The organism is Streptomyces sp. GESEQ-4, from assembly GCF_017948455.1.
Classification (GTDB): domain Bacteria; phylum Actinomycetota; class Actinomycetes; order Streptomycetales; family Streptomycetaceae; genus Streptomyces.
In genome coordinates this window covers 955,946-973,892 of sequence record NZ_JAFFSU010000001.1, presented here as the reverse complement: position 1 = coordinate 973,892, position 17,947 = coordinate 955,946, and the positions used below count along the sequence as shown (strand labels likewise).

The 17,947-nt window shown below is 71.7% G+C and carries 15 protein-coding genes and 2 pseudogenes; 4 read left to right on the top strand and 13 right to left on the bottom strand.

Annotated features, from left to right (window positions below; all coding sequences use genetic code 11):
• The first annotated feature begins 25 nt into the window (after nt 1-25).
• Nucleotides 26-2,284 carry a cation-translocating P-type ATPase gene (locus tag KCH48_RS04410; protein WP_210570562.1) on the top strand — a complete coding sequence of 753 codons (2,259 nt, stop codon included), beginning with the start codon at nt 26-28 and terminating at the stop codon, nt 2,282-2,284.
• Between the two features lie 120 nt (nt 2,285-2,404).
• Here the strand turns inward: KCH48_RS04410 and KCH48_RS43365 are convergent.
• From KCH48_RS43365 to KCH48_RS04395, 4 genes and pseudogenes are all read right to left on the bottom strand, one after another.
• Nucleotides 2,405-2,572 (bottom strand): annotated as a pseudogene (locus tag KCH48_RS43365) (thiamine pyrophosphate-binding protein); the annotation flags it as partial.
• Nucleotides 2,556-2,717, bottom strand: coding sequence for a thiamine pyrophosphate-binding protein (locus tag KCH48_RS41965; RefSeq protein WP_246884712.1), 162 nt, complete (start codon nt 2,715-2,717; stop codon nt 2,556-2,558). The gene KCH48_RS41965 and the pseudogene KCH48_RS43365, both read right to left, overlap by 17 nt.
• A pseudogene (locus KCH48_RS04400) lies at nt 2,708-2,944 on the bottom strand (cation:proton antiporter); the annotation flags it as partial. The pseudogene KCH48_RS04400 and the gene KCH48_RS41965, both read right to left, overlap by 10 nt.
• A 245-nt stretch (nt 2,945-3,189) precedes the next feature.
• Complete coding sequence (locus KCH48_RS04395) at nt 3,190-3,966, bottom strand: crotonase/enoyl-CoA hydratase family protein (RefSeq protein ID WP_210570560.1); 777 nt, start codon at nt 3,964-3,966, stop codon at nt 3,190-3,192.
• Between the two features lie 118 nt (nt 3,967-4,084).
• Here KCH48_RS04395 and KCH48_RS04390 point away from each other — a divergent pair, with 118 nt between their 5' ends.
• Entirely contained in the window at nt 4,085-5,248 is a 1,164-nt protein-coding gene (locus KCH48_RS04390) for a thiolase family protein (protein WP_210570559.1), read from the top strand.
• A 62-nt stretch (nt 5,249-5,310) separates the two neighbouring features.
• On the top strand, nt 5,311-6,081 hold the full coding sequence (locus KCH48_RS04385; RefSeq protein WP_210570558.1) for a 3-hydroxyacyl-CoA dehydrogenase: 771 nt from the start codon (nt 5,311-5,313) through the stop codon (nt 6,079-6,081).
• Between the two features lie 184 nt (nt 6,082-6,265).
• Here KCH48_RS04385 and KCH48_RS04380 read toward each other — a convergent pair whose 3' ends face one another.
• Nucleotides 6,266-6,895 (bottom strand): TetR/AcrR family transcriptional regulator, encoded by a 630-nt coding sequence (locus KCH48_RS04380; RefSeq protein ID WP_210570557.1) that lies wholly within the window; start codon nt 6,893-6,895, stop codon nt 6,266-6,268.
• Between the two features lie 444 nt (nt 6,896-7,339).
• On the opposite strand from KCH48_RS04380, the gene KCH48_RS04375 reads away from it, so the two are divergent.
• Nucleotides 7,340-7,960, top strand: coding sequence for a response regulator transcription factor (locus KCH48_RS04375; RefSeq protein WP_210570556.1), 621 nt, complete (start codon nt 7,340-7,342; stop codon nt 7,958-7,960).
• 28 nt (nt 7,961-7,988) lie between these two features.
• Here the strand turns inward: KCH48_RS04375 and KCH48_RS04370 are convergent, their stop codons facing one another.
• The 8 genes from KCH48_RS04370 to KCH48_RS04335 are packed head-to-tail and all read right to left on the bottom strand — an operon-like array spanning nt 7,989 to nt 17,847.
• Nucleotides 7,989-8,663 (bottom strand): CoA transferase, encoded by a 675-nt coding sequence (locus KCH48_RS04370; RefSeq protein ID WP_210570555.1) that lies wholly within the window; start codon nt 8,661-8,663, stop codon nt 7,989-7,991.
• 3 nt (nt 8,664-8,666) lie between these two features.
• Nucleotides 8,667-9,440, bottom strand: coding sequence for an SDR family oxidoreductase (locus KCH48_RS04365; RefSeq protein ID WP_210570553.1), 774 nt, complete (start codon nt 9,438-9,440; stop codon nt 8,667-8,669).
• Nucleotides 9,437-10,897 carry an SDR family oxidoreductase gene (locus tag KCH48_RS04360; RefSeq protein ID WP_210570551.1) on the bottom strand — a complete coding sequence of 487 codons (1,461 nt, stop codon included), beginning with the start codon at nt 10,895-10,897 and terminating at the stop codon, nt 9,437-9,439. Before KCH48_RS04360 ends, KCH48_RS04365 begins: the two co-directional genes overlap by 4 nt.
• The gene (locus KCH48_RS04355; RefSeq protein ID WP_210570549.1) at nt 10,894-12,153 is read right to left on the bottom strand and encodes a beta-ketoacyl synthase N-terminal-like domain-containing protein; all 1,260 of its coding nucleotides are present in this window, start codon (nt 12,151-12,153) and stop codon (nt 10,894-10,896) included. Before KCH48_RS04355 ends, KCH48_RS04360 begins: the two co-directional genes overlap by 4 nt.
• On the bottom strand, nt 12,143-13,513 hold the full coding sequence (locus KCH48_RS04350; RefSeq protein WP_307840797.1) for a beta-ketoacyl synthase N-terminal-like domain-containing protein: 1,371 nt from the start codon (nt 13,511-13,513) through the stop codon (nt 12,143-12,145). Before KCH48_RS04350 ends, KCH48_RS04355 begins: the two co-directional genes overlap by 11 nt.
• A gap of 49 nt (nt 13,514-13,562) precedes the next feature.
• Nucleotides 13,563-14,570, bottom strand: a complete 1,008-nt coding sequence (locus KCH48_RS04345; protein WP_210570545.1) for a ketoacyl-ACP synthase III — start codon at nt 14,568-14,570, stop codon at nt 13,563-13,565.
• Nucleotides 14,567-16,171, bottom strand: a complete 1,605-nt coding sequence (locus KCH48_RS04340) for an AMP-binding protein (protein WP_210570543.1) — start codon at nt 16,169-16,171, stop codon at nt 14,567-14,569. Before KCH48_RS04340 ends, KCH48_RS04345 begins: the two co-directional genes overlap by 4 nt.
• Nucleotides 16,168-17,847, bottom strand: coding sequence for a CocE/NonD family hydrolase (locus KCH48_RS04335; RefSeq protein ID WP_210570542.1), 1,680 nt, complete (start codon nt 17,845-17,847; stop codon nt 16,168-16,170). Before KCH48_RS04335 ends, KCH48_RS04340 begins: the two co-directional genes overlap by 4 nt.
• Between the last annotated feature and the right edge of the window lie 100 nt (nt 17,848-17,947).

The following is a 17,947-nucleotide window of genomic DNA, read 5'->3' as shown; positions in this document are numbered from 1 at the left end:
AGTCCGTGAGCTGCGAGGAGCAGACATGACCACCACCACGCCCGGCGCCGAGGTCGAACTCGCCATCGGCGGCATGACCTGCGCCTCGTGCGCCGCCCGGATCGAGAAGAAGCTCAACCGCATGGACGGCGTCGAGGCCACCGTCAACTACGCCACGGAGAAGGCCAAGGTCACCTTCCGCGAGGACATAGCCGTGGCGGACCTGATCGCGACGGTCGAGGCCACCGGCTACAGCGCCCGCGAGCCCGAGCCCGTACGCACCGAGCCGGAAGCCGGCGGCCCCGCGCAGGACGAGGGCGACGAACTGCGGCCGCTGCGCCAGCGGTTGACGGCCGCCGTGGTCCTCGCTGTGCCCGTGATCGCGATGGCCATGATCCCGGCATTGCAGTTCGAGTACTGGCAGTGGCTCTCGCTCACGCTGGCAGCGCCCGTGGTGACGTATGCCGCCTGGCCCTTCCACAAGGCGGCCTGGACCAACGCCAAGCACGGCGCCGCCACCATGGACACACTGATCTCCGTCGGCATCTCGGCGGCGTTCCTGTGGTCTCTGTGGGCGCTGTTCTTCGGTACGGCCGGGACGCCCGGCATGACGCATCCCTTCGAGTTGACCATCGCCCGCACCGACGGCGCCGGGAACATCTATCTGGAGGCCGCCGCCGGTGTCACGGCGTTCATCCTGGCCGGGCGGTACTTCGAGGCCCGCTCCAAGCGGAAGGCGGGCGCGGCGCTCAAGGCCCTGCTGGAGCTGGGGGCCAAGGAAGTCACCGTCCTGCGCGACGGGCGCGAAGAGTTCGTTCCCGTCGGTGATTTGAAGGTCGGCGACCGGTTCCTCGTACGGCCCGGCGAGAAGATCGCCACCGACGGTGTGGTCGTCGAGGGCTCGTCCGCCGTGGACGCCTCGATGCTCACCGGAGAGTCGGTGCCGGTCGAGGTCGGCACCGGGGACGCCGTCACCGGGGCCACGCTGAACGCCGGCGGCCGCCTGGTCGTCGAGGCCACCAGGGTCGGCGCTGACACGCAGCTCGCCCGCATGGCCAAGCTCGTGGAGGACGCGCAGAACGGCAAGGCCTCCGCCCAGCGGCTCGCGGACAGGATCTCCGCGGTCTTCGTCCCGGTCGTGATCGCCCTCGCGCTAGGCACCCTGGGCTTCTGGCTCGGCAACGGCGCGGGCCTGACCGCCGCCTTCACCGCAGCGGTCGCCGTCCTGATCATCGCCTGCCCGTGCGCCCTGGGCCTGGCCACGCCGACCGCGCTGATGGTCGGCACGGGGCGCGGCGCCCAGCTCGGCATCCTCATCAAGGGCCCGGAAGTCCTGGAGACGACGCGCAAGGTCGACACTATTGTCCTGGACAAGACCGGCACCGTCACCACCGGCAAGATGGCCCTGCTCGCCGTACACACGGCCGACGGCACCGACGAGGACGAGGTCCTGCGCCTCGCGGGCGCCCTGGAGCACTCCTCCGAGCACCCCATCGCCCAGGCCGTCGCGGCCGGCGCCGCCGCCCGCATCGGCACACTGCCCGCCCCGGAGGACTTCGCGAACATCGCCGGGCTCGGTGTCCAGGGCATCGTCGAGGGCCACGCGGTCCTCGTCGGCCGCGAGAAGCTGCTCGCCGAGTGGGCCATGTCCCTGCCGGAGGAGCTTCAGCGCGCCAAGACCGAGGCCGAAGCGGCCGGACGTACCGCCGTCGCGGTCGCCTGGGACGGCGAGGCCCGCGCGGTCCTGGAGGTCGCCGACGCCATCAAGGAGACCAGCCCGGAGGCCATCCGGCGGCTGCGCGCCCTCGGCCTGACGCCGATGCTGCTGACCGGTGACAACAAGGCGGTCGCCGAATCGGTCGCCGCGGAGGTGGGCATCGCGCCTGAGCACGTGATCGCCGAGGTCATGCCGCAGGACAAGGTCGACGCCGTCAAGCGGCTGCAGAGCGACGGCCGTTCGGTCGCCATGGTCGGCGACGGTGTCAACGACGCCGCCGCACTGGCCCAGGCCGACCTGGGTCTTGCGATGGGTACGGGTACGGACGCCGCGATCGAGGCGGGCGACCTGACCCTCGTGCGCGGTGACTTGAGGGTCGCGGCGGACGCCATCCGCCTCTCCCGCAAGACGCTGGGCACCATCAGGTCCAACCTCTTCTGGGCCTTCGCCTACAACGTCGCCGCCCTGCCGCTCGCCGCGGCCGGCCTGCTCAACCCGATGATCGCGGGCGCCGCCATGGCCTTCTCCTCGGTCTTCGTGGTCGGCAACAGCCTCCGCCTGCGCGGGTTCCAGCCTGCCGGCCGCTGAGCAGCCAACAGGGGCTTCGGCCCGCGACGACCATTTGGTGACCGAGGCCGAGAAGCCGTCCTGGTCGGGCAGTTCGTGCAGCATGCCCAGTCCCCGGCCGACCAGCCCGGAAGGGATGTCCGCCGCCACGCACAGCATCGGCGACGAGCACGCGTACCCGGTGGCCACGGCGGTCAGGGCGTTGAGCACGCCGGGGCCGGGGACGACCAGGCAGACGCCGGGGCGCCCGGTGGTCCGTGCGTATGCCTCCGCTGTGTGGGCCGCGCCCTGCTCATGCCGGGCGGCGATGTACTCGATCGGCCCCTCCGGCGGCCCGGGCGCGGGCCAGGGCGTCCAGGACGTGGTCGAGCTGGACGCCGGGCACGCCGAAGACATGACGCACGCCGTCCCGCTCCAACTGGCCCACCAGCGCCTGGGCCCCGCTCAGCTCCATCTCACCGCCGCCTTCTCCTCCTGGGGTGCCGCCTCACGGGGCCGTGTCCTGGCGTCCCGGCGATCCAGCCAGCTCTGTTCCGGAACCGTCATGACCGTGGTGACCAGGGCCACGAGGACCAGCGCGGCGAAGAGTTCCTGGCTGACGATGCCAGCCGCGAGCCCGATGTTGAGCGCGATCAGCTGCATCAGCCCGCGGGCGTTCATCAGAGCGCCGACCCGGCCGGCTGTGCGCCGCCGGCACGCCTGGTGATGCCGTCGTACTACCCGGCGGACCCGGAGACCGCCGCCTACTTCACGAGGTCCGAGGGGCCGCTCCGGGCGACAAGCGGCCATCCGGCCCTGGTCAACGAGGGTCGGAGGGCCCCTGACGCGGACAACTCTCAGCGCGTCCGCTTGAAGTGGCTCAGCGAAGGGCACCCCCGAACCGCGAGTCGCATGAGGCAGTGCCGCTGAATGGGTCGGCCGATCGGCTACTTCCCCCGCCACACCGGCGCACGTTTCTCGGCGAAGGCCCGGGCGCCTTCTTGGGCGTCGGTGGAGGCGAGAACGGGGGCGGCGATTTCCTGCTGCTCGGTGTAGGCGCGGGCGTCGGTGTAGCCGGTGGACGCCGACAGCATGTGCTTGGCCGCGCGGACCGCGAGTGGTCCGTTGGCCGTGATGCGGGCGGCCAGTTCACGGGCGCCGGCGAGGGCTCCGCCCGGCTCGGTCAGCAGGGTGACCATGCCGTGGCGGTGGGCGGTCTCGGCGGAGATCGGGTCACCGGTGAGCGCGAGTTCCATCGCGAGTTGGTACGGCAGAACCCGGGGCAGCCGCAGCAGCCCGCCGGCAGCCGCGACGAGGCCTCGTTTCACCTCCGGCAGCCCGAACTGAGCGCCCCGTGCCGCGACGATCAGGTCGGCGGCCAGCGCCAGTTCGCAGCCGCCGGCCAGGGCCCAGCCCTCGACCGCCGCGATGAGCGGTTTGGACGGCGGTCGCTCGGTGATCCCCGCGAAGCCACGGCCGGGTATCGAGGGACGCTCGCCCCGAGCGAACGCCTTGAGGTCCATGCCCGCGCAGAAGGTGTTTCCCGCCCCGGTAAGGATGCCCACGACAACGTCGTCGCGTGCCTCCAACTCATCCATGGCGCGGGCCAGTTGAACGGCGACATACAGGTCGACCGCGTTACGGACCGCAGGCCGGTTGATCGTGACGACTCCGACGCCGTCGGCGAACTCCGTCAGCACGCTGCTCTGGTGATCGTCCGTCATCTGCCCTCTCTCTCACCCTGGCTCCCTTACTTATCGCTCGCTAAGGTACGGGGCAGGGCGGCAGCGTGCGCAAGAACGCGTACCGCTCCTCAAGGGGCCCTTGCAGGAAGGGAGTTCCATGACCGACGCCGTCATCGTCGATGTGGTGCGTACCGCCTCCGGGAAGGGCAAGCCCGGCGGCGCACTGGCCGGCCTGCATCCGGCGGAGCTGCTCGCCACCGTCCTGCGGGAGCTGCTGGATCGCAACGCACTCGACCCGGCTCTGGTCGACGACGTGATCACCGGCTGTGTCTCGCAGTCCGGTGAACAGGCCCTCAACATCGGGCGGACGGCGCTGCTGGCCGCCGGTTTCCCGGAGTCCGTGCCGGCCACCACGGTCGACCGGCAGTGCGGCTCCGGTCAGCAGGCGGCGCACTTCGCCGCGCAGGGCATACTGGCCGGCGCCTACGACGTCGTCATCGCCTGCGGTGTGGAGTCGATGAGCCGGGTGCCGATGTTCAGCAGCACCCAGGGCCGGGATCCGTATGCTCCCCTTGCCCGGCGGTATCCGGACGGACTGGTCCAGCAGGGGGTCAGCGCCGAACTCGTCGCGACCCGCTGGAAATTGGGCCGCGGGGAACTGGACGAGTTCGCCACGCGCTCGCACCGGTGCGCCGCAGCCACCGCGGCCGCAGGGGGTTTCGACGGCGAGATCGTCTCTGTCGGCGGCCACGCGGTGGACGAGACCGTCCGTCCGTCGACCACCGTCGAGGGCCTGGCCGGCCTGAGTCCCGCCTTTGCCGACCCGGCTCTCGCCCAGCGCTTCCCGGAGATCAACTGGTCGGTCACGCCGGGCAATTCCTCACCGCTGACCGACGGGGCGGCGGCCGCGCTCATCATGAGCGCGGAGCGAGCCGACCAGTTGGGGTTGCGGGCACGCGCCCGCTTCCACTCCTTCGCCGTCGTCGGAAGCGATCCCCTGCTGATGCTCACCGGAGTGCTGCCGGCCACGGAGAAGGTCCTGGCCCGCGCTCGGCTGTCGCTCGACGACATCGACGCCTATGAGGTCAATGAGGCCTTCGCTCCCGTCCCCCTGATGTGGCGGCGGGAGTTCGGCGCCGACCCGGCACGCCTCAACCCGCGCGGCGGGGCCATCGCGCTCGGCCACCCGCTGGGCGCGTCCGGCATCCGGTTGCTGGCCACTCTTGTGAACCATCTGGAGGCCACCGGGGGCCGCTACGGCCTGCAGACCATGTGTGAGGGCGGCGGCATGGCCAACGCCACGATCATCGAGCTGCCCTGAGAAGCGGCTCTGAGATGCGACCGCGACGCCGCGCGAAACGGCTCGGAAAGGGGAACCGCACCATGCACCTCACCGGCACCGATGTAGCGCTCGTCACCGGCGGCGCTTCCGGCCTCGGTCTGGCCACTGTACGGCGGTTGGTGGCCGACGGCGCCCGGGTCGTGGTCGTCGACCTGCCGTCCTCCGACGGCAAGGCGGTTGCCGCCGGTCTCGACGGCCGTGCGGTCTTCGCGCCGGCCGACGTCACCGACGAGGCCCAGATCACCGCCGCCCTGGACACGGCCGTCGGCCTCGGCACGCTCCGCGTGGTCGTCAACTGCGCGGGCATCGGCACCGACGTCTTCCGTGTCGTGGGCAAGCAAGGCCCGTTCCCCTACGACGAGTTCCGCCGCACCGTCGAGGTCAATCTGATCGGGACGTTCAACGTCATCCGGCTGGCCGCTGCGCGCATGATCGCCACCGCGGAACCGGTCGGCGAGGAGCGGGGCGTCATCGCCAACACGTCCTCCGTGGCCGCCTTCGACGGGCAGATCGGGCAGGCCGCGTACTCCGCCTCCAAGGGAGGGATCGTCGGCATGACGCTGCCCATCGCCCGTGATCTGGCCCAGCATCTGATCCGCGTCGTCACGGTCGCGCCGGGCCTGTTCGCCACTCCCCTGCTGGCCGGCCTCTCCCAGGAGGCGCAGGACTCGCTGGGCGCCCAGGTGCCGCACCCCAGCCGTCTCGGAAAACCCGAGGAGTACGCCGATCTGGTCGCCCACATCGTCGCCAACCCGATGCTCAACGGCGAGACGATCCGCCTGGACGGCGCCATCCGCATGGCACCCCGCTGAGCGTGCGCCCACCAAGTGCCGTACCTGCGACGGCCGCGTCCGCTCCGCGGGGGTGACCGCGCGCCCCGCGCGCCTTCGGTGGCCGACGCCGGATGCCGCTGAGTCCGCCGCACCCGCTGTCCTCCTCGAACCCTTCAGCCTTGCCCGCCGTCGGGCCGCGGCCTGGCTCGGGACGCGGCCCCCGCTACCGTCGGTGTCCCACCGCATCCAGGGCGATCGTCACGTACCGCTCGGCGATCCGGTCCGGTGTCAGCGGGCCGTCGGGCCGGTACCACTGGGCCACCGCCTGGCACATCGCCAGTACCGCACGGCCGGCGTCCACCGGCACCGGTGTGGTGAACACGCCTGTCGTCACCCCGTCCCGCACCGCCTCACGCAGCATCCCTTCCAACTCGTCCCGCAGAGCGACGTAGCGTGCCCGGTTGTCGGGCTCCAGGCTGCGCATCTCCGTGTCGAGGAAGGCGAGCGGCGCTCGGTGGGTCATGTACAGCACGACGCACTCGACCAGCGCCGAGAAGCGGTCGACGGGGTCGTCGCCCGCCTCCGCCAGGGCCGTGCGGCAGCGTCCCAGCACGGAGTCGAGTGAGCCGAACAGCAACTCGACCAGGATCGCCTGCTTGTTGGCGTAGTGGTAGTACAGGGCGGGCACGGTGACGCCGACGCGGCGGGCCAACTCTCGGACGGTGGTGGCGTGATAGCCCCGCTCCACGAAGGAGTCGAGGGCGTGCGCGAGGATCGGCGGCAGCTCCAGCGGGGCGTACGTCCGCCAGTCGGTGTGCGTGTCCGAGCGCAGATCGGCGACGGTGTCCGCCATGTCCCACGCCTCCGCAGATCCGCTCGACTTCGGCACTTCAGCGTACCGGGTGGTCCGATCCGGAGCACTTGCCGAAGTCATAGCCGGGAACCGGACAATCCGGTGGCGAGGGGCCGCCGCAACGGGCCGTGCCGGGCGCCCGACATTGGTGGTGATTTCCGACAGAAAACCCTTCGCAGAAACGGGTCGCGCGTCCTTGGACAGCACTTACCGTGAGTCAGCTCACAAAGAAAATAATCCTCGTGATTTGTTGCCTACTTCGCGTCGTTCCAAAACAAGCGTGCAGCCTGCACCGTAATCAACCGGCAACAGAAAAATGGTTCGTGATTCAGCGACCTCCCGCCATGGTCCGCACATAGCCGAGAAAGCTCGATGGCCGTCTGCCGTCGCCGAGCCCGGAGATACGATCCCCATAACCGCGCATCACCTAAGGGGAATTCCAGCATGGGCGTGATGATCGTTGACAGCCACCCTTCCATGCGTCTGGCACTCAGCACACTGGTCGAATCCCATCTCCGCATGCCCGTCATCTGTTCAGCGGCGACCGCGGAGCAGGCCTACGCCGCGCTGCTGAGTCAGCGTCCCAGCATCGTCGTGACAGAGCTGGAGCTCGGCGCCGCCCACGAGGGTGCCGCGCTGTGCCGGCGCGCGAGGTCACTACCGCTGCGGCCGCGGGTCATGGTCTTCTCCGGCAGCTGCTCTCCCGACCAGGTCGCCGCTGCCCTGACCTCCGGCGCGGACAGCTTCGTCCACAAGAGCGCCTCCGTCACCGAGCTGGTCGACGCGATCCGGCAGACCGCGTGTGGCCGGCGCGTCTGGCTGCTCGGCGACACGGGCCGGCGACAGGAGTCGGACCGCCGCCGCATTTCTCCGCTCACGCCACTGACCGAGCGGGAGGAACAGATTCTCGCACTCCTGCTGCGGCGCTATACGAATGACGAGATCGCGCGCGAGCTGACCCTGGCCGGACAGACCGTCAAAAACCATGTGAGCAATATTCTGCACAAGGTCGGAATCCGCAACCGCAGAGAACTTTTCCTCGACCAGTCGGCGTTGTCCGCGTGAACGCTTGCGGGTGAGCCCCGGAACGTCCTCATTCGAAGGGCGGGACGGGGCTCACGCACGCATCGGTGCCGTCGAACACCTCACGCCATTCCTGTCTGGTCCGCGTGCGAAAGACGCCGGTAAAGAGGCGTCTCAGCTCCGCCCAGACCGAGGGGTCCCGGTGATCGGGCACCATCTCCCAGACGCCCAGCAGCCGGACGAGCTCCCGGTAGCCGTCCGGTTCCAGGGCGCGGACTGCCATCCGGTGACCGTCGGCGGTGCGATAGACGGCGTAGAACGGGCAGCCCACGAGGGTGTCGTCGACGATCCCGCCCTCCCCGGTGCGCGCCGCCCGTGCCAGTGCCGCCAGCACGGCCACCGCCAGGTGCAGCGCGGCTGCCGGATCGTCGGCGGCGCCTGCCATGGTCGTACGTCCGTAGACGAGCCGCGGATTGCGGGCCAGGCACCGTTCGGGGCCGGGCCCCCGGGCGTCGGCCGGTGATTCCACCACGATGTCGGCGCCGGCGGCGAGTTCGAGCAGCGCCTCGGCGTCCGCGAGCCTGTCGTCGAGCACGATCTCGGCGCCGAGGCCGGCAAGCAGCACCCCGCACAGGGATGTGTCGCCCGGTGGTGCCAGATCGACGACCCTCAGTCCTTTGAGTGGAGCCGTCGTGAGAGCCGTCGCGAGATCCGGAAGACGGGCGCCGCCTTGGAGAGCGGACATGTCTCATCCCTCCCGGTCACCGGTCAGCCGGGTGATCGACGCACGGGTGCCGGCCCGGCTGGTCGTGGGACTCACGTGGAGGACCGGGCCCACGCTCACCCGTGGCGGCCGGGTCACCGCCCACAGCACGGTCTCCGCCACGTCCTCGGGGGTGAGCAACTCCTCTGCGCCCACGCCCAGTTCGTCGGGATCGGCCGACAGCTCCGTACGCACCCAGCCGGGGCAGATCGCCACGGCCCGCACGCCGTGGTCCCGGTTCTCCAGCGCCACCAGCTCGCTGAGCACGTTCAGGCCCTGCTTGCTGACGGCGTAGCCCGCGGTGTGGCTGAGCGTCTCGCGGGTGATGGAGGAGCCGATGTGCACGATCGTCCCTCCGCCGTTCTTGCGCATGTACGGCAGTGCCGCGTGGCACAGCAGATACGGCACGGTGAGGTTGAGGCGGATCATCAACTCCCAGTGCCTGGGCGGAAGTTCGTGGACCTGGGCGAGCCGCACCACGCCGGCGCAGTGCACCAGCGACGTGGGGGCACCGAACAGTTCCACGGTCTGCGCGACCGCGCGCTCCGGCTCGCCCTCGGCGGCCAGGTCGGCGGCGAGGACACTCGCCCGGCCGCCGCGGGAGTGCACCTCCTCGGCCACCCGGGACAGCGGCTCGATGCGCCGCGCGACCAGGACGACGTGCGCCCCGGCATCGGCCAGCGCCCGGGCGACGGCCGCTCCGATGCCCGACGAGGCGCCGGTCACCACCGCCACTCCGGAGAACCCAGCGGTGCTCATGCCAGGCCCCCGTTCCCGGCCAGCGGTGGCAGTCCGCCCAGGGCGAGGCCGCCGTCGACATGCAGGACCGCACCCGTCACGTACGCGGACGCGTCCGACGCCAGATAGGCCACGAGCGGCGCCACATCGCCCGGCAGGCCCGCCCTGCCCTGGGGAATCCGGGCGAGCCACGCGTCCTGGAACCCTTCGTGCGCCGACGCGTCGGCCATCGGGGTGGAGATCAGGCCGGGCTGCACACAGTTGGCCCGGATCCGGTGGCGGCCTCCGGAGACGGCGAGGCTCCGGGTGTGCTGGATCAGGGCCGCCTTGCTCGCGGCGTAACTCTCCAGCCCGGGCACGAAGCCCGCCCCGGCGGAGCCGATCGCGACGACAGCGCCGCCGCGCCGGTCACTGGCCCAGCGTCGTACCAGCGCGTCGGTGAGGGTCACGTAACCCCGGTAGTTGACGTCCAACGCCCGCTCTCGCAGGGCGGGTTGGTCCCCCGGGTCCTCCGGTTCGCACAATCCGGTCGCGTACACCAGGGCGTCGATCCGCGCGGCGGACCACAGCCTCTCCACCAGCGGCTCGAGCGCGTCGAGTTGGGACACGTCCTGGCGCACGGCCTCGGCACGACGGCCCAGGGCGCCGATCTCGTCGGCCACGGCGAGGATTTCGCGCTCGCGCCGCGCCACGACCGTGATGTCGGCACCCCGCCGCGCCAGCTCCAGCGCCGCCTCCCGTCCGATGCCGCTGCTCCCGCCGACGACCAGGCAGTGCCGTCCGCGCAGGTCGAACAGCTCGACTCCGCCCCGTGACCGGTCGAAGGGTTCCGTGCTGTCGGTGCGTGCGCGGGACGGGCGCAGGGGCGGGACCATCGTCAGTCCCATGCCGCCGTCGACCGGGATCGTCTCGGCCACCGTGTAGGTGCAGCCCTCCGACGCCAGATGCAGGACGGCGGCGGCCAGGTCCGCGGGCTGGGCGACGCGGCGCAGGGGCAGGTGGCGCAGGACGGCGGCGGTGCGCTGCGGACCGGGCCGGTGCGAGAGGCAGGGAGCGATACCCACGCGGATCTGGTTGGCGAGGACGCCGTGGCGGGACAGACGGGCCGCGAGCTGCCGCCACCAGGCCAGGTCGGCTGCCCGCGCCGCCGTCTCGTCGGCCGGGACGCCGGTGTGCAGTCCTCCTGCCCCGTCCAGGACGAGGATCATCCGGCCCGATCCGCGGTCCGCCATGGCCGCGGCGATCCGTGAGAGCGTCCTGCGCGGCAGGGGCGCGGACGGGGTGGCGCTGTCGAGGACGGCGGTGCCGGTGAGCAGGGCGCAGGAGATGTCGGGGACCGCCACGTCCTGCCCACCGGTGTCGTCGACGAGCTTCACGCCGACGCTTTCGAAGGCCTCGCGGAGGACGTCGTACGCCGTCCCGCGCGGCCCCAGGACGACCGCCGTGGAGCCGTGGATCGGCAGCGGGTCCTTGGTCATCGTTCCTCCAGGTGCTCGATCAGCAGGGACGTGGCGTCTCCCCCGCCGCCCGCCACCATCACGAGGGCGTGCCGCCCGGTCAGCGGGGCGCGGTCGCCGTGGACCGGGGTCGCGTCGAGCCGTGCGTAGGGAGTGCGGCAGCCGGTCACGGGGGCGACCGTGCCGTGGTGGAACATGAGGGCCGAGGCGACGAACTTCATCAGCCCGACGAAGCCGAAGACGTGCCCGAAGGCGGCCTCCTGGTTGGTCAGCAGCAGCGGGCCGTCGTAGTCCATCGCTTTGCGCAGGCCGTCGAGGGCCTCGCAGAAGAGGTTCTCCACGTGGCGTGAGCCGTCGGCGAAGCTGTTGACGAAGGCCAGCCGGTCCATGCCGATGCCGGCGGCGGTGAGCAGGGCGTGTCCGTCCCGGGCGAAGTTGTCGGGTGGTCCGGAGATCATCGGGTTGGTGCCGTTGCTGCGCGAGGAGCGGAACGCGAGGCGCAGCGGGATACCGGCCGTACGACCGGATTCCAGTACGACGGCCAGGGCGCCCTCGCCGGGGGCGTTGCCGTCCTGCTCCTCGTCGTGCGGGCGTACGGAGCGCGGGTCCGGTGACCAGGTGGAGATGCGGAAGCCGCGGCTGCGGCTCTCGTGCGTGGTGCTGGAGACGCAGACCGGGTCGAGGGTGGCGTCCGCGCCGACGACGATCGCCCGGTCCACGCTGCCGTCGCGCAGCAGGGCGGCCACCACCTCCAGGGCGCGCAGGGAGCAGTTGCAGGCGCCGGAGACGGTCAGGGTCTGCGGGCCGATGCCGAGGACCGAGCAGATGCCGCTGGTGACGCTTCCGGGGGTGCCGGTGAGCCAGTACTCCATGCCGAGCGCGTCCGGGCCGCCCCGCTCGTACAGCGTGAAGTAGCGGCGTGCCTCCTGGAAGGCGAACTGCAGGGAGGCGACGACGAGGACGGTACGGCCGTCGTCGATGTCCGGGGCCGTCAGCCCGGCGTCGGCGAGCGCGTTCTTGACGGCGCCGGTGGCGAGTGCGGTGACGCGGGCCATCCGGTCGCCGACCCGCTGGGGCACGCCGAGTGCCGTCACCGGGTCCCAGCCGGTGACCTGCCCCGCGATGCGCAGCGGGAGGTCGTCGAGGGCGAAGGGCGTCAGGCAGGTGGCGCCGGTGCGGATGATGTCCCACAGGGCCGGGACGTCGGTGCAGGGCCGTCCGTCGGGGCCGGGCAGGACGGCACCGATGCCGGTCAGGGTCAGCGGCTCAGTGCTCATCGTCACCCGCCGGGTGTCCGTACTCCGCGCCGCAGGGTTCCGGTGCCGCGAGCAGCAGCGCGCCGGCGGCGCCCATCTGGTAGTTGAAGCTCAGGGCCAGGTCGAAGGAGAGCGGCCGGGCCTCGCCGGTGACGACCGTGCAGGGAGCGTCGGGGACGACCTTCTCGCAGTTCGCGGTGGGGCCGACCTGTCCGTTGCGCATCATCAGCAGGGTGGCGGCGGCGCCGATGACGCCGAGCGGTGCGCCGTTGTGCCCGAAGCACGCCTCGTGGTTGGTCAGCAGCGGCCCGTCGGCCGGGTCCGTGCCGTAGAGGGCGCGCAGGGCGCTGAACTCCATGAGGTGGAAGAGCGGGTCGCCCTCGGCGCCGCCGTTGACGACGGGGACGGTGGCGGGGTCGATCCGCTCGTGGCTGTCCGTGGCGCGCAGGGCGCTGCGCACCGCGCGCACGAGGGCGGCGCCGTCCTCGTCGGGGGTGAGTGCGCTGCCGGTGGCGGCACGCCGGACGGCCTGGCCGAGGATCCGCCCGTAGGGCCGACGGTCGCGGCGTTCGGCGTGCTCGCGGCTCTCGAGGATCAGGGTGGCGGCGCCCTCGCCGAGGTTGAAGCCCTCGGCGCGTTCGTCGTAGGGGCGCATCGGGCGGTCGTAGCGCAGTCGGGTGGTCGGGGCCGCGTAGGAGGAGGTGCGGCCGGTCCGTTCCGAGGCCCGGCCCAGTTCCTCGAAGTGGTCGATGTAGTCGAGGCTGTACGCGTCGACGCCGGTGACCACGGCGAGGTCCACCTCGCCGGAGGCGATCTGCTGGGCGGCGACGCCGAGCAGCGCGTTGGTGGAGGCGCAGCCGCAGGACAGGGAGTAGCTGGGGCCGCCGCTGCGCAGCAGGGCGGCCTGCACCGAGGCCACGTCGGTCGCGGTGACGGACAGCAGGATGCGCATCAGCAGTGACCGGGCCTCGGCGGGTTCGGTCCGTGAGGGCTCGGCGGTCACGCCCGCCATGTATGTCTCCAGGATCGTGTCGAACCCGGCGCGCCCGGTGAGGACCGCGGCCTCGGCGAGGTCGTTGCCGCGCCAGTTCAGCTCGGCGTCCTCACAGGCCTCGACCAGGGCGACGAGGCCGTAGCGGTGGACGTCGTTGTAGTGGGCCCGGAAGCGTTCGTCGAGTTCGGGGACCGCCGCCGCGAACTCCTCCTCGGTCAGGTGGACCCGGCCGTAGAACAGGCCGTCGTTGTCCAGGTGGGACGCCGCGCGGGACACCGTACGCCACAGGTCGCCGCCGGTCCGGCAGACCGTGCGGTGGGGTCCGGGCAGGCAGAACCCCATGCCGGTCACCAGCACGTCGCGCCATCCGGCCGTCACACTCACCACGTCAACTCGCTTCCGTTCAAGGGACATTGATGGCCTGGGCAGTCCGAGCTCACAGCCGGAACAGCAGCCCGCCCTCGTAGAACCCGGAGCCGATCGCCGGGGTGAGGTACAGCTGGCCCGGGCGGGTGCGGCCGCTGTCGATCAGCTCGGACAGGGCGATGGGGATGGAGGCGCTGGAGGTGTTGCCGCGCGTCTCCATCGTGACCACGAAGCGGTCGGGGTCGATGCCGGCCTTCTCCTGGACGGCGGTGTGCAGCGGGTCGGTGCCGGGGTGGATCAGCACCCAGTCGATGTCCTCGATCTCCAGGCCGTTGCGTTCCAGGAGGAGTTCGATGGCCCGCAGATTGCCCTCGATGGCCCGCTCGATGAGGTCGGGGGTGCTGGTGAGCCAGCCGTTGGGACGGCGGGCGTGGATGACGCGCGCGTCCTCGCCGTCACTGAACAGCACGGAGTCGATCAGCCGTGGGGCGGTGGGCGCGAGGCCGTCGGTCCGTTCCAGGACGACGGCTCCCGCCGCGTCGCCCGCGACCAGCTCGCCCTTGCTGCCCGGCCGGGTGCCGCGCGAGAGCTGTTCGGAGCTGACGACGACGGCGGTGCGCCAGGGGCCGGGCGAGGACAGCATCGCGGCGGCGGACTGCACCCCGTGCACGAATCCGGCGCAGGCCCCGCACAGGTCGAAGCCGAGGGCGCAGCGGGCACCGAGCTCGTGCGCCACTGTGGGGCCGTACTCGGGGATGAACTGCCGGTCGGTCCAGTTGGTGACGATGACCAGGTCGACCTCGCGCGCGGTGCGGCCGGCCTCGCGCAGGGCGTGCTCGGCCGCGCGGACGGCCATGTAGTCGATGGTCTCCGCCTCGTCGGCGACGTGCCGCGACTTGACGTTCAGCCGGCCGATCACGGCCTGGTCGATCGCGTTGAACCGCTCCTCGGCGCCGACGGCGTCCGGCGTGTTGTGCACGACGCGTTCGGGGAAGTAGTGCCCGACGCCGGTGATGCGGATTCCGGCCCCCGCCCAGGTTCCTCCGCTGCGGATGGGTCCAACTGCCGTGTCGGTCATGGGTGTTCGGTGTCCTCTCGGTGGATGGTGACCGGGTCGCGGCGGACGGTGTGGCCGGCCGTCTCGCGGTCCCAGGTGTCGGCGGTGACGCCCGCGTCGCGCAGCAGGTCCTTGCGGACCTTGCCGGTGGGTGTGACCGGCAGTTCAGGCTGGGTGCGGATGTAGCGGGGAAGCATGAAGTGGGCCATGCGCGGGCGCAGGAAGCGCAGCAGCGCGGTGGGGTCGACGTGCTCGCCGGGTACGGGGCTGACGACCGCGAGGACTTCCTGTTCGCCGTGCTCGCCGGGAACCCCCACGGCCGCGGCGTCGCGGACGGCCGGGTGGGCGCGCAGTTCCTCCTCGACCTCGAAGGAGGAGATGTTCTCGCCGCGCCTGCGGATGGCGTCCTTGATCCGGTCGACGAAGTACAGCTCGCCGTCGGCCTCCTGACGGAAGGCGTCGCCGGTGTGGAACCAGCCATTGCGCCAGGCGGCCGCCGTCGCCTGCGGCATGCCGTGATAGCCGTGGCTGAACGCCCAGGGCACCTCCGCACGCAGCACCAGTTCGCCGACGCTGCCGCGCGGGACTTCCCGGTCGTACGAGTCGACGACCCGTGCCTCGATGCCGGGGCGCGGCCTGCCGCAGCTGCCGGGCCGGGTCGGCCGGGGGCCCGACATGACCGGACAGGACGTCTCGGTCATGTTGAACAGCGTGCGCACCTCGACGCCGAACCGGGAACCGAAGGCGAGGGCCGTCTCCGTGAAGGGGATGACGTAGGCCGTGCGCAGCGGATGCCGGGTGTCCTCGGGGGTGGGCGGCTGCTCGGTGAGGAAGGCTGCCATGGCGCCGAGGAGGGTGCAGGCGGTCGCGCCGAGGTCGCGGACCTGTTTCCAGAAGGCCTCGGTGCGGAAGTGCGACACGACGGCGACCGATCCACCCAGGCCCAGCATGCCCAGGACGCCGAGCACGCCTCCGGCGTGGAAGAGCGGCAGGGTGACGAGGTAGCGGTCCTCGCCGGTGAGCCACTGCCCGTAGGCGGCCGTGGCACTGGTGTGGAGGTGGGCGTTGCTGCACAGCACGCCCTTGGAGTGACCGCTGGTGCCGGAGGTGTGGATGACGGCTTGGGTGTCCCAGGGCTCCAACGGGGCGTCGAGGGCGGTGAGTTGGTCGGCCTCGGTGGCCAACGGGTCGCCCGTCGGGCCGTCGACGACCAGCACGGTGAGGTCCGGACCGAGGTCGAGGCCGTGCAGGTGCGTCGCGAGGTCCTGACAGGTGATCAGCAGCCGGGCGTCCAGGCCCCGTATGACCCGCTCCAGCATCCGCCATCGGTAGGCCGTGTTGAGCGGAGCCCACACGCCTCCGGCGGCGACGGTGCCGAACCACGTCCGCAGCTGGTCGGGCCCGTTCGGCAGCCAGCTGATCACCACGTCCCCGCGGCCCACGCCCTGCAGTCGGAGCGCCGCGCCCGTCGAGCCGGCCTGCCGCCAGGCGTCGGCGTACGTCCATCGCTCGCCGTGCTCGAACACGGCGAAGAGCCGGTCGGGATGGCGGGCGGCCCGCCGGGCGAGCTGCTCGCTGACGACGCACTCCTCGCGCGCGGGCACGGAGCCGTGCGGGCTCATCCGCCGTCCTCCCCCGGCTGCCTGCGGCCCAGCACGGGCAGTCGTAATAGCGAAGGCCGGGCCGCGTCGTGGAAGACGGACTGGCGGGCCACCACTCCCCCGGTGTCCTGGCCAGGGCGCCGGCCGGTGTTCATGTTCCGGTCCAGATGCGGGAAGTTGCTGCTGGTGACCAGCAGCCGCAACCGGTGTCCGGCCTCGAACCGCCATGCGGTGTGCCCGAGGTCGACGGTGCACCGCTCGGGCACCGACGGGGTGAGGGGCTTCTCACTGTCGAAGCCTTCGCGGTAGCGGGTGCGCAGCGCGCCGTCGCAGACCAGGATCGAACGGCCGTCGGGGAAGACGTCGGTGAGCTTCACGACGATGTCCGTGTCGGGCGCCGTGCTGGCGAAGCAGAGGGAGGCGGTGACGTGCCCGACGGCCTCCATGGCGACGGCGAGTTCGGGTCCGGTGTAGACGACGGTGTCGGCGCGCTCCTCCAGGTGCCGCTGGTTGAGCGGCCCGCCGACGAGTTCCCCGAGGGCCAGGACGCGGCCCCCGTGGGTAGGTGACGGGTCGTCCGGATCGTAGGTGTAGGTGTCGGCGGGCTCGTCGTCCTGCGGCGGATACAGGGCGAGCCGGCCGCCCTCGCGCAGGTACCACAGGCCGGCGGCCGACTCCTCGGGCGGCCAAGTCCGGGCCGTGCGCCATTCGTTGGCGCCCATCATGAAGTAGCTCACGGGATCGGCCGCGCGCTCGACGCCCTTGAGGTGGGTGTCGAAGAAGTCCAGGACCCGTTCGGCCACCGGGCCGTACTCCCCCGCCGCGGTGAGCCCGAAGTTCAGCTCGCCCTGGTACTGCGGCAGGGTTCCGGAGTGGCTCCAGGGCCCGATGAGGAGCCGGTGGCCGCCCGGATCGCGGCGGGCCAGCTCGCCGTGGAGGGCGATGCTCGGCCCGTTGTAGATGTCGAACCAGCCGGTGAGCGACAGGGTGGGGACGGTGACGTCCGTGGTGCGGATGTCGGGCCCGTGCGCGTGGCCCCGCTCCACCATCGCCCCCAGGGACAGCGGGCTGTCCGGCACGTCCAGGATGCGGCCGAGGGGAAGCCGACGCAGTTGCTCCTGCGGGGAGTTGAGATAACGGAGCACGGACGAGAAGCCGTGCCCGCGCTCCTTGGCCGTCTGCCGGCGCATCCAGTCGACGGCCATGAAGCCGAGCCATCCGGCGAGGTGGGACAGGCGCACCGCACCGCCGGTGGCCTGCGGGTCGTGCGCGGCCGAGGTGGTCATCGCCGGGGCGATCGCCCGCAGGTGCGGGGGCTTCAGCATCGCCCCGAGCCACTGCACGATGCCGAGGTACGACATCCCGCTCATCCCTACGGCGCCGTCGCACCAGTCCTGGACCGCGACCCACTCGACGGTGTCGTGGGTGTCGCGGGCCTCGGTGGCCCACATCCCGGTGTCCCACTCGCCGTCGGAGGCGAAGCGTCCCCGGGTGTCCTGCACGACGGCCGCGTAACCGGCCCGGACGCAGCGGTCCGGGGGCAGCGGGTCCATCCTGGTCGCCGTCTTGTCGTACGGCGTCCGGTAGACGATCGCGGGGCGGGCCTCGCCCGGCACCCGCCAGACGTCGGCGCGCAGCACCGTGCCGTCGCGCATGGGGATCTCGACATCCTGGTCGACGACAATTCCGCTCGCCAAGGGACACCTCCGTCAAGGGAGTTCGGGCGTACGAGGGGAAGTTCGGTCGTACGAGGTGAGGGCGCCGACCACGCTAGGCAGCGCGGACGGCGATCACATC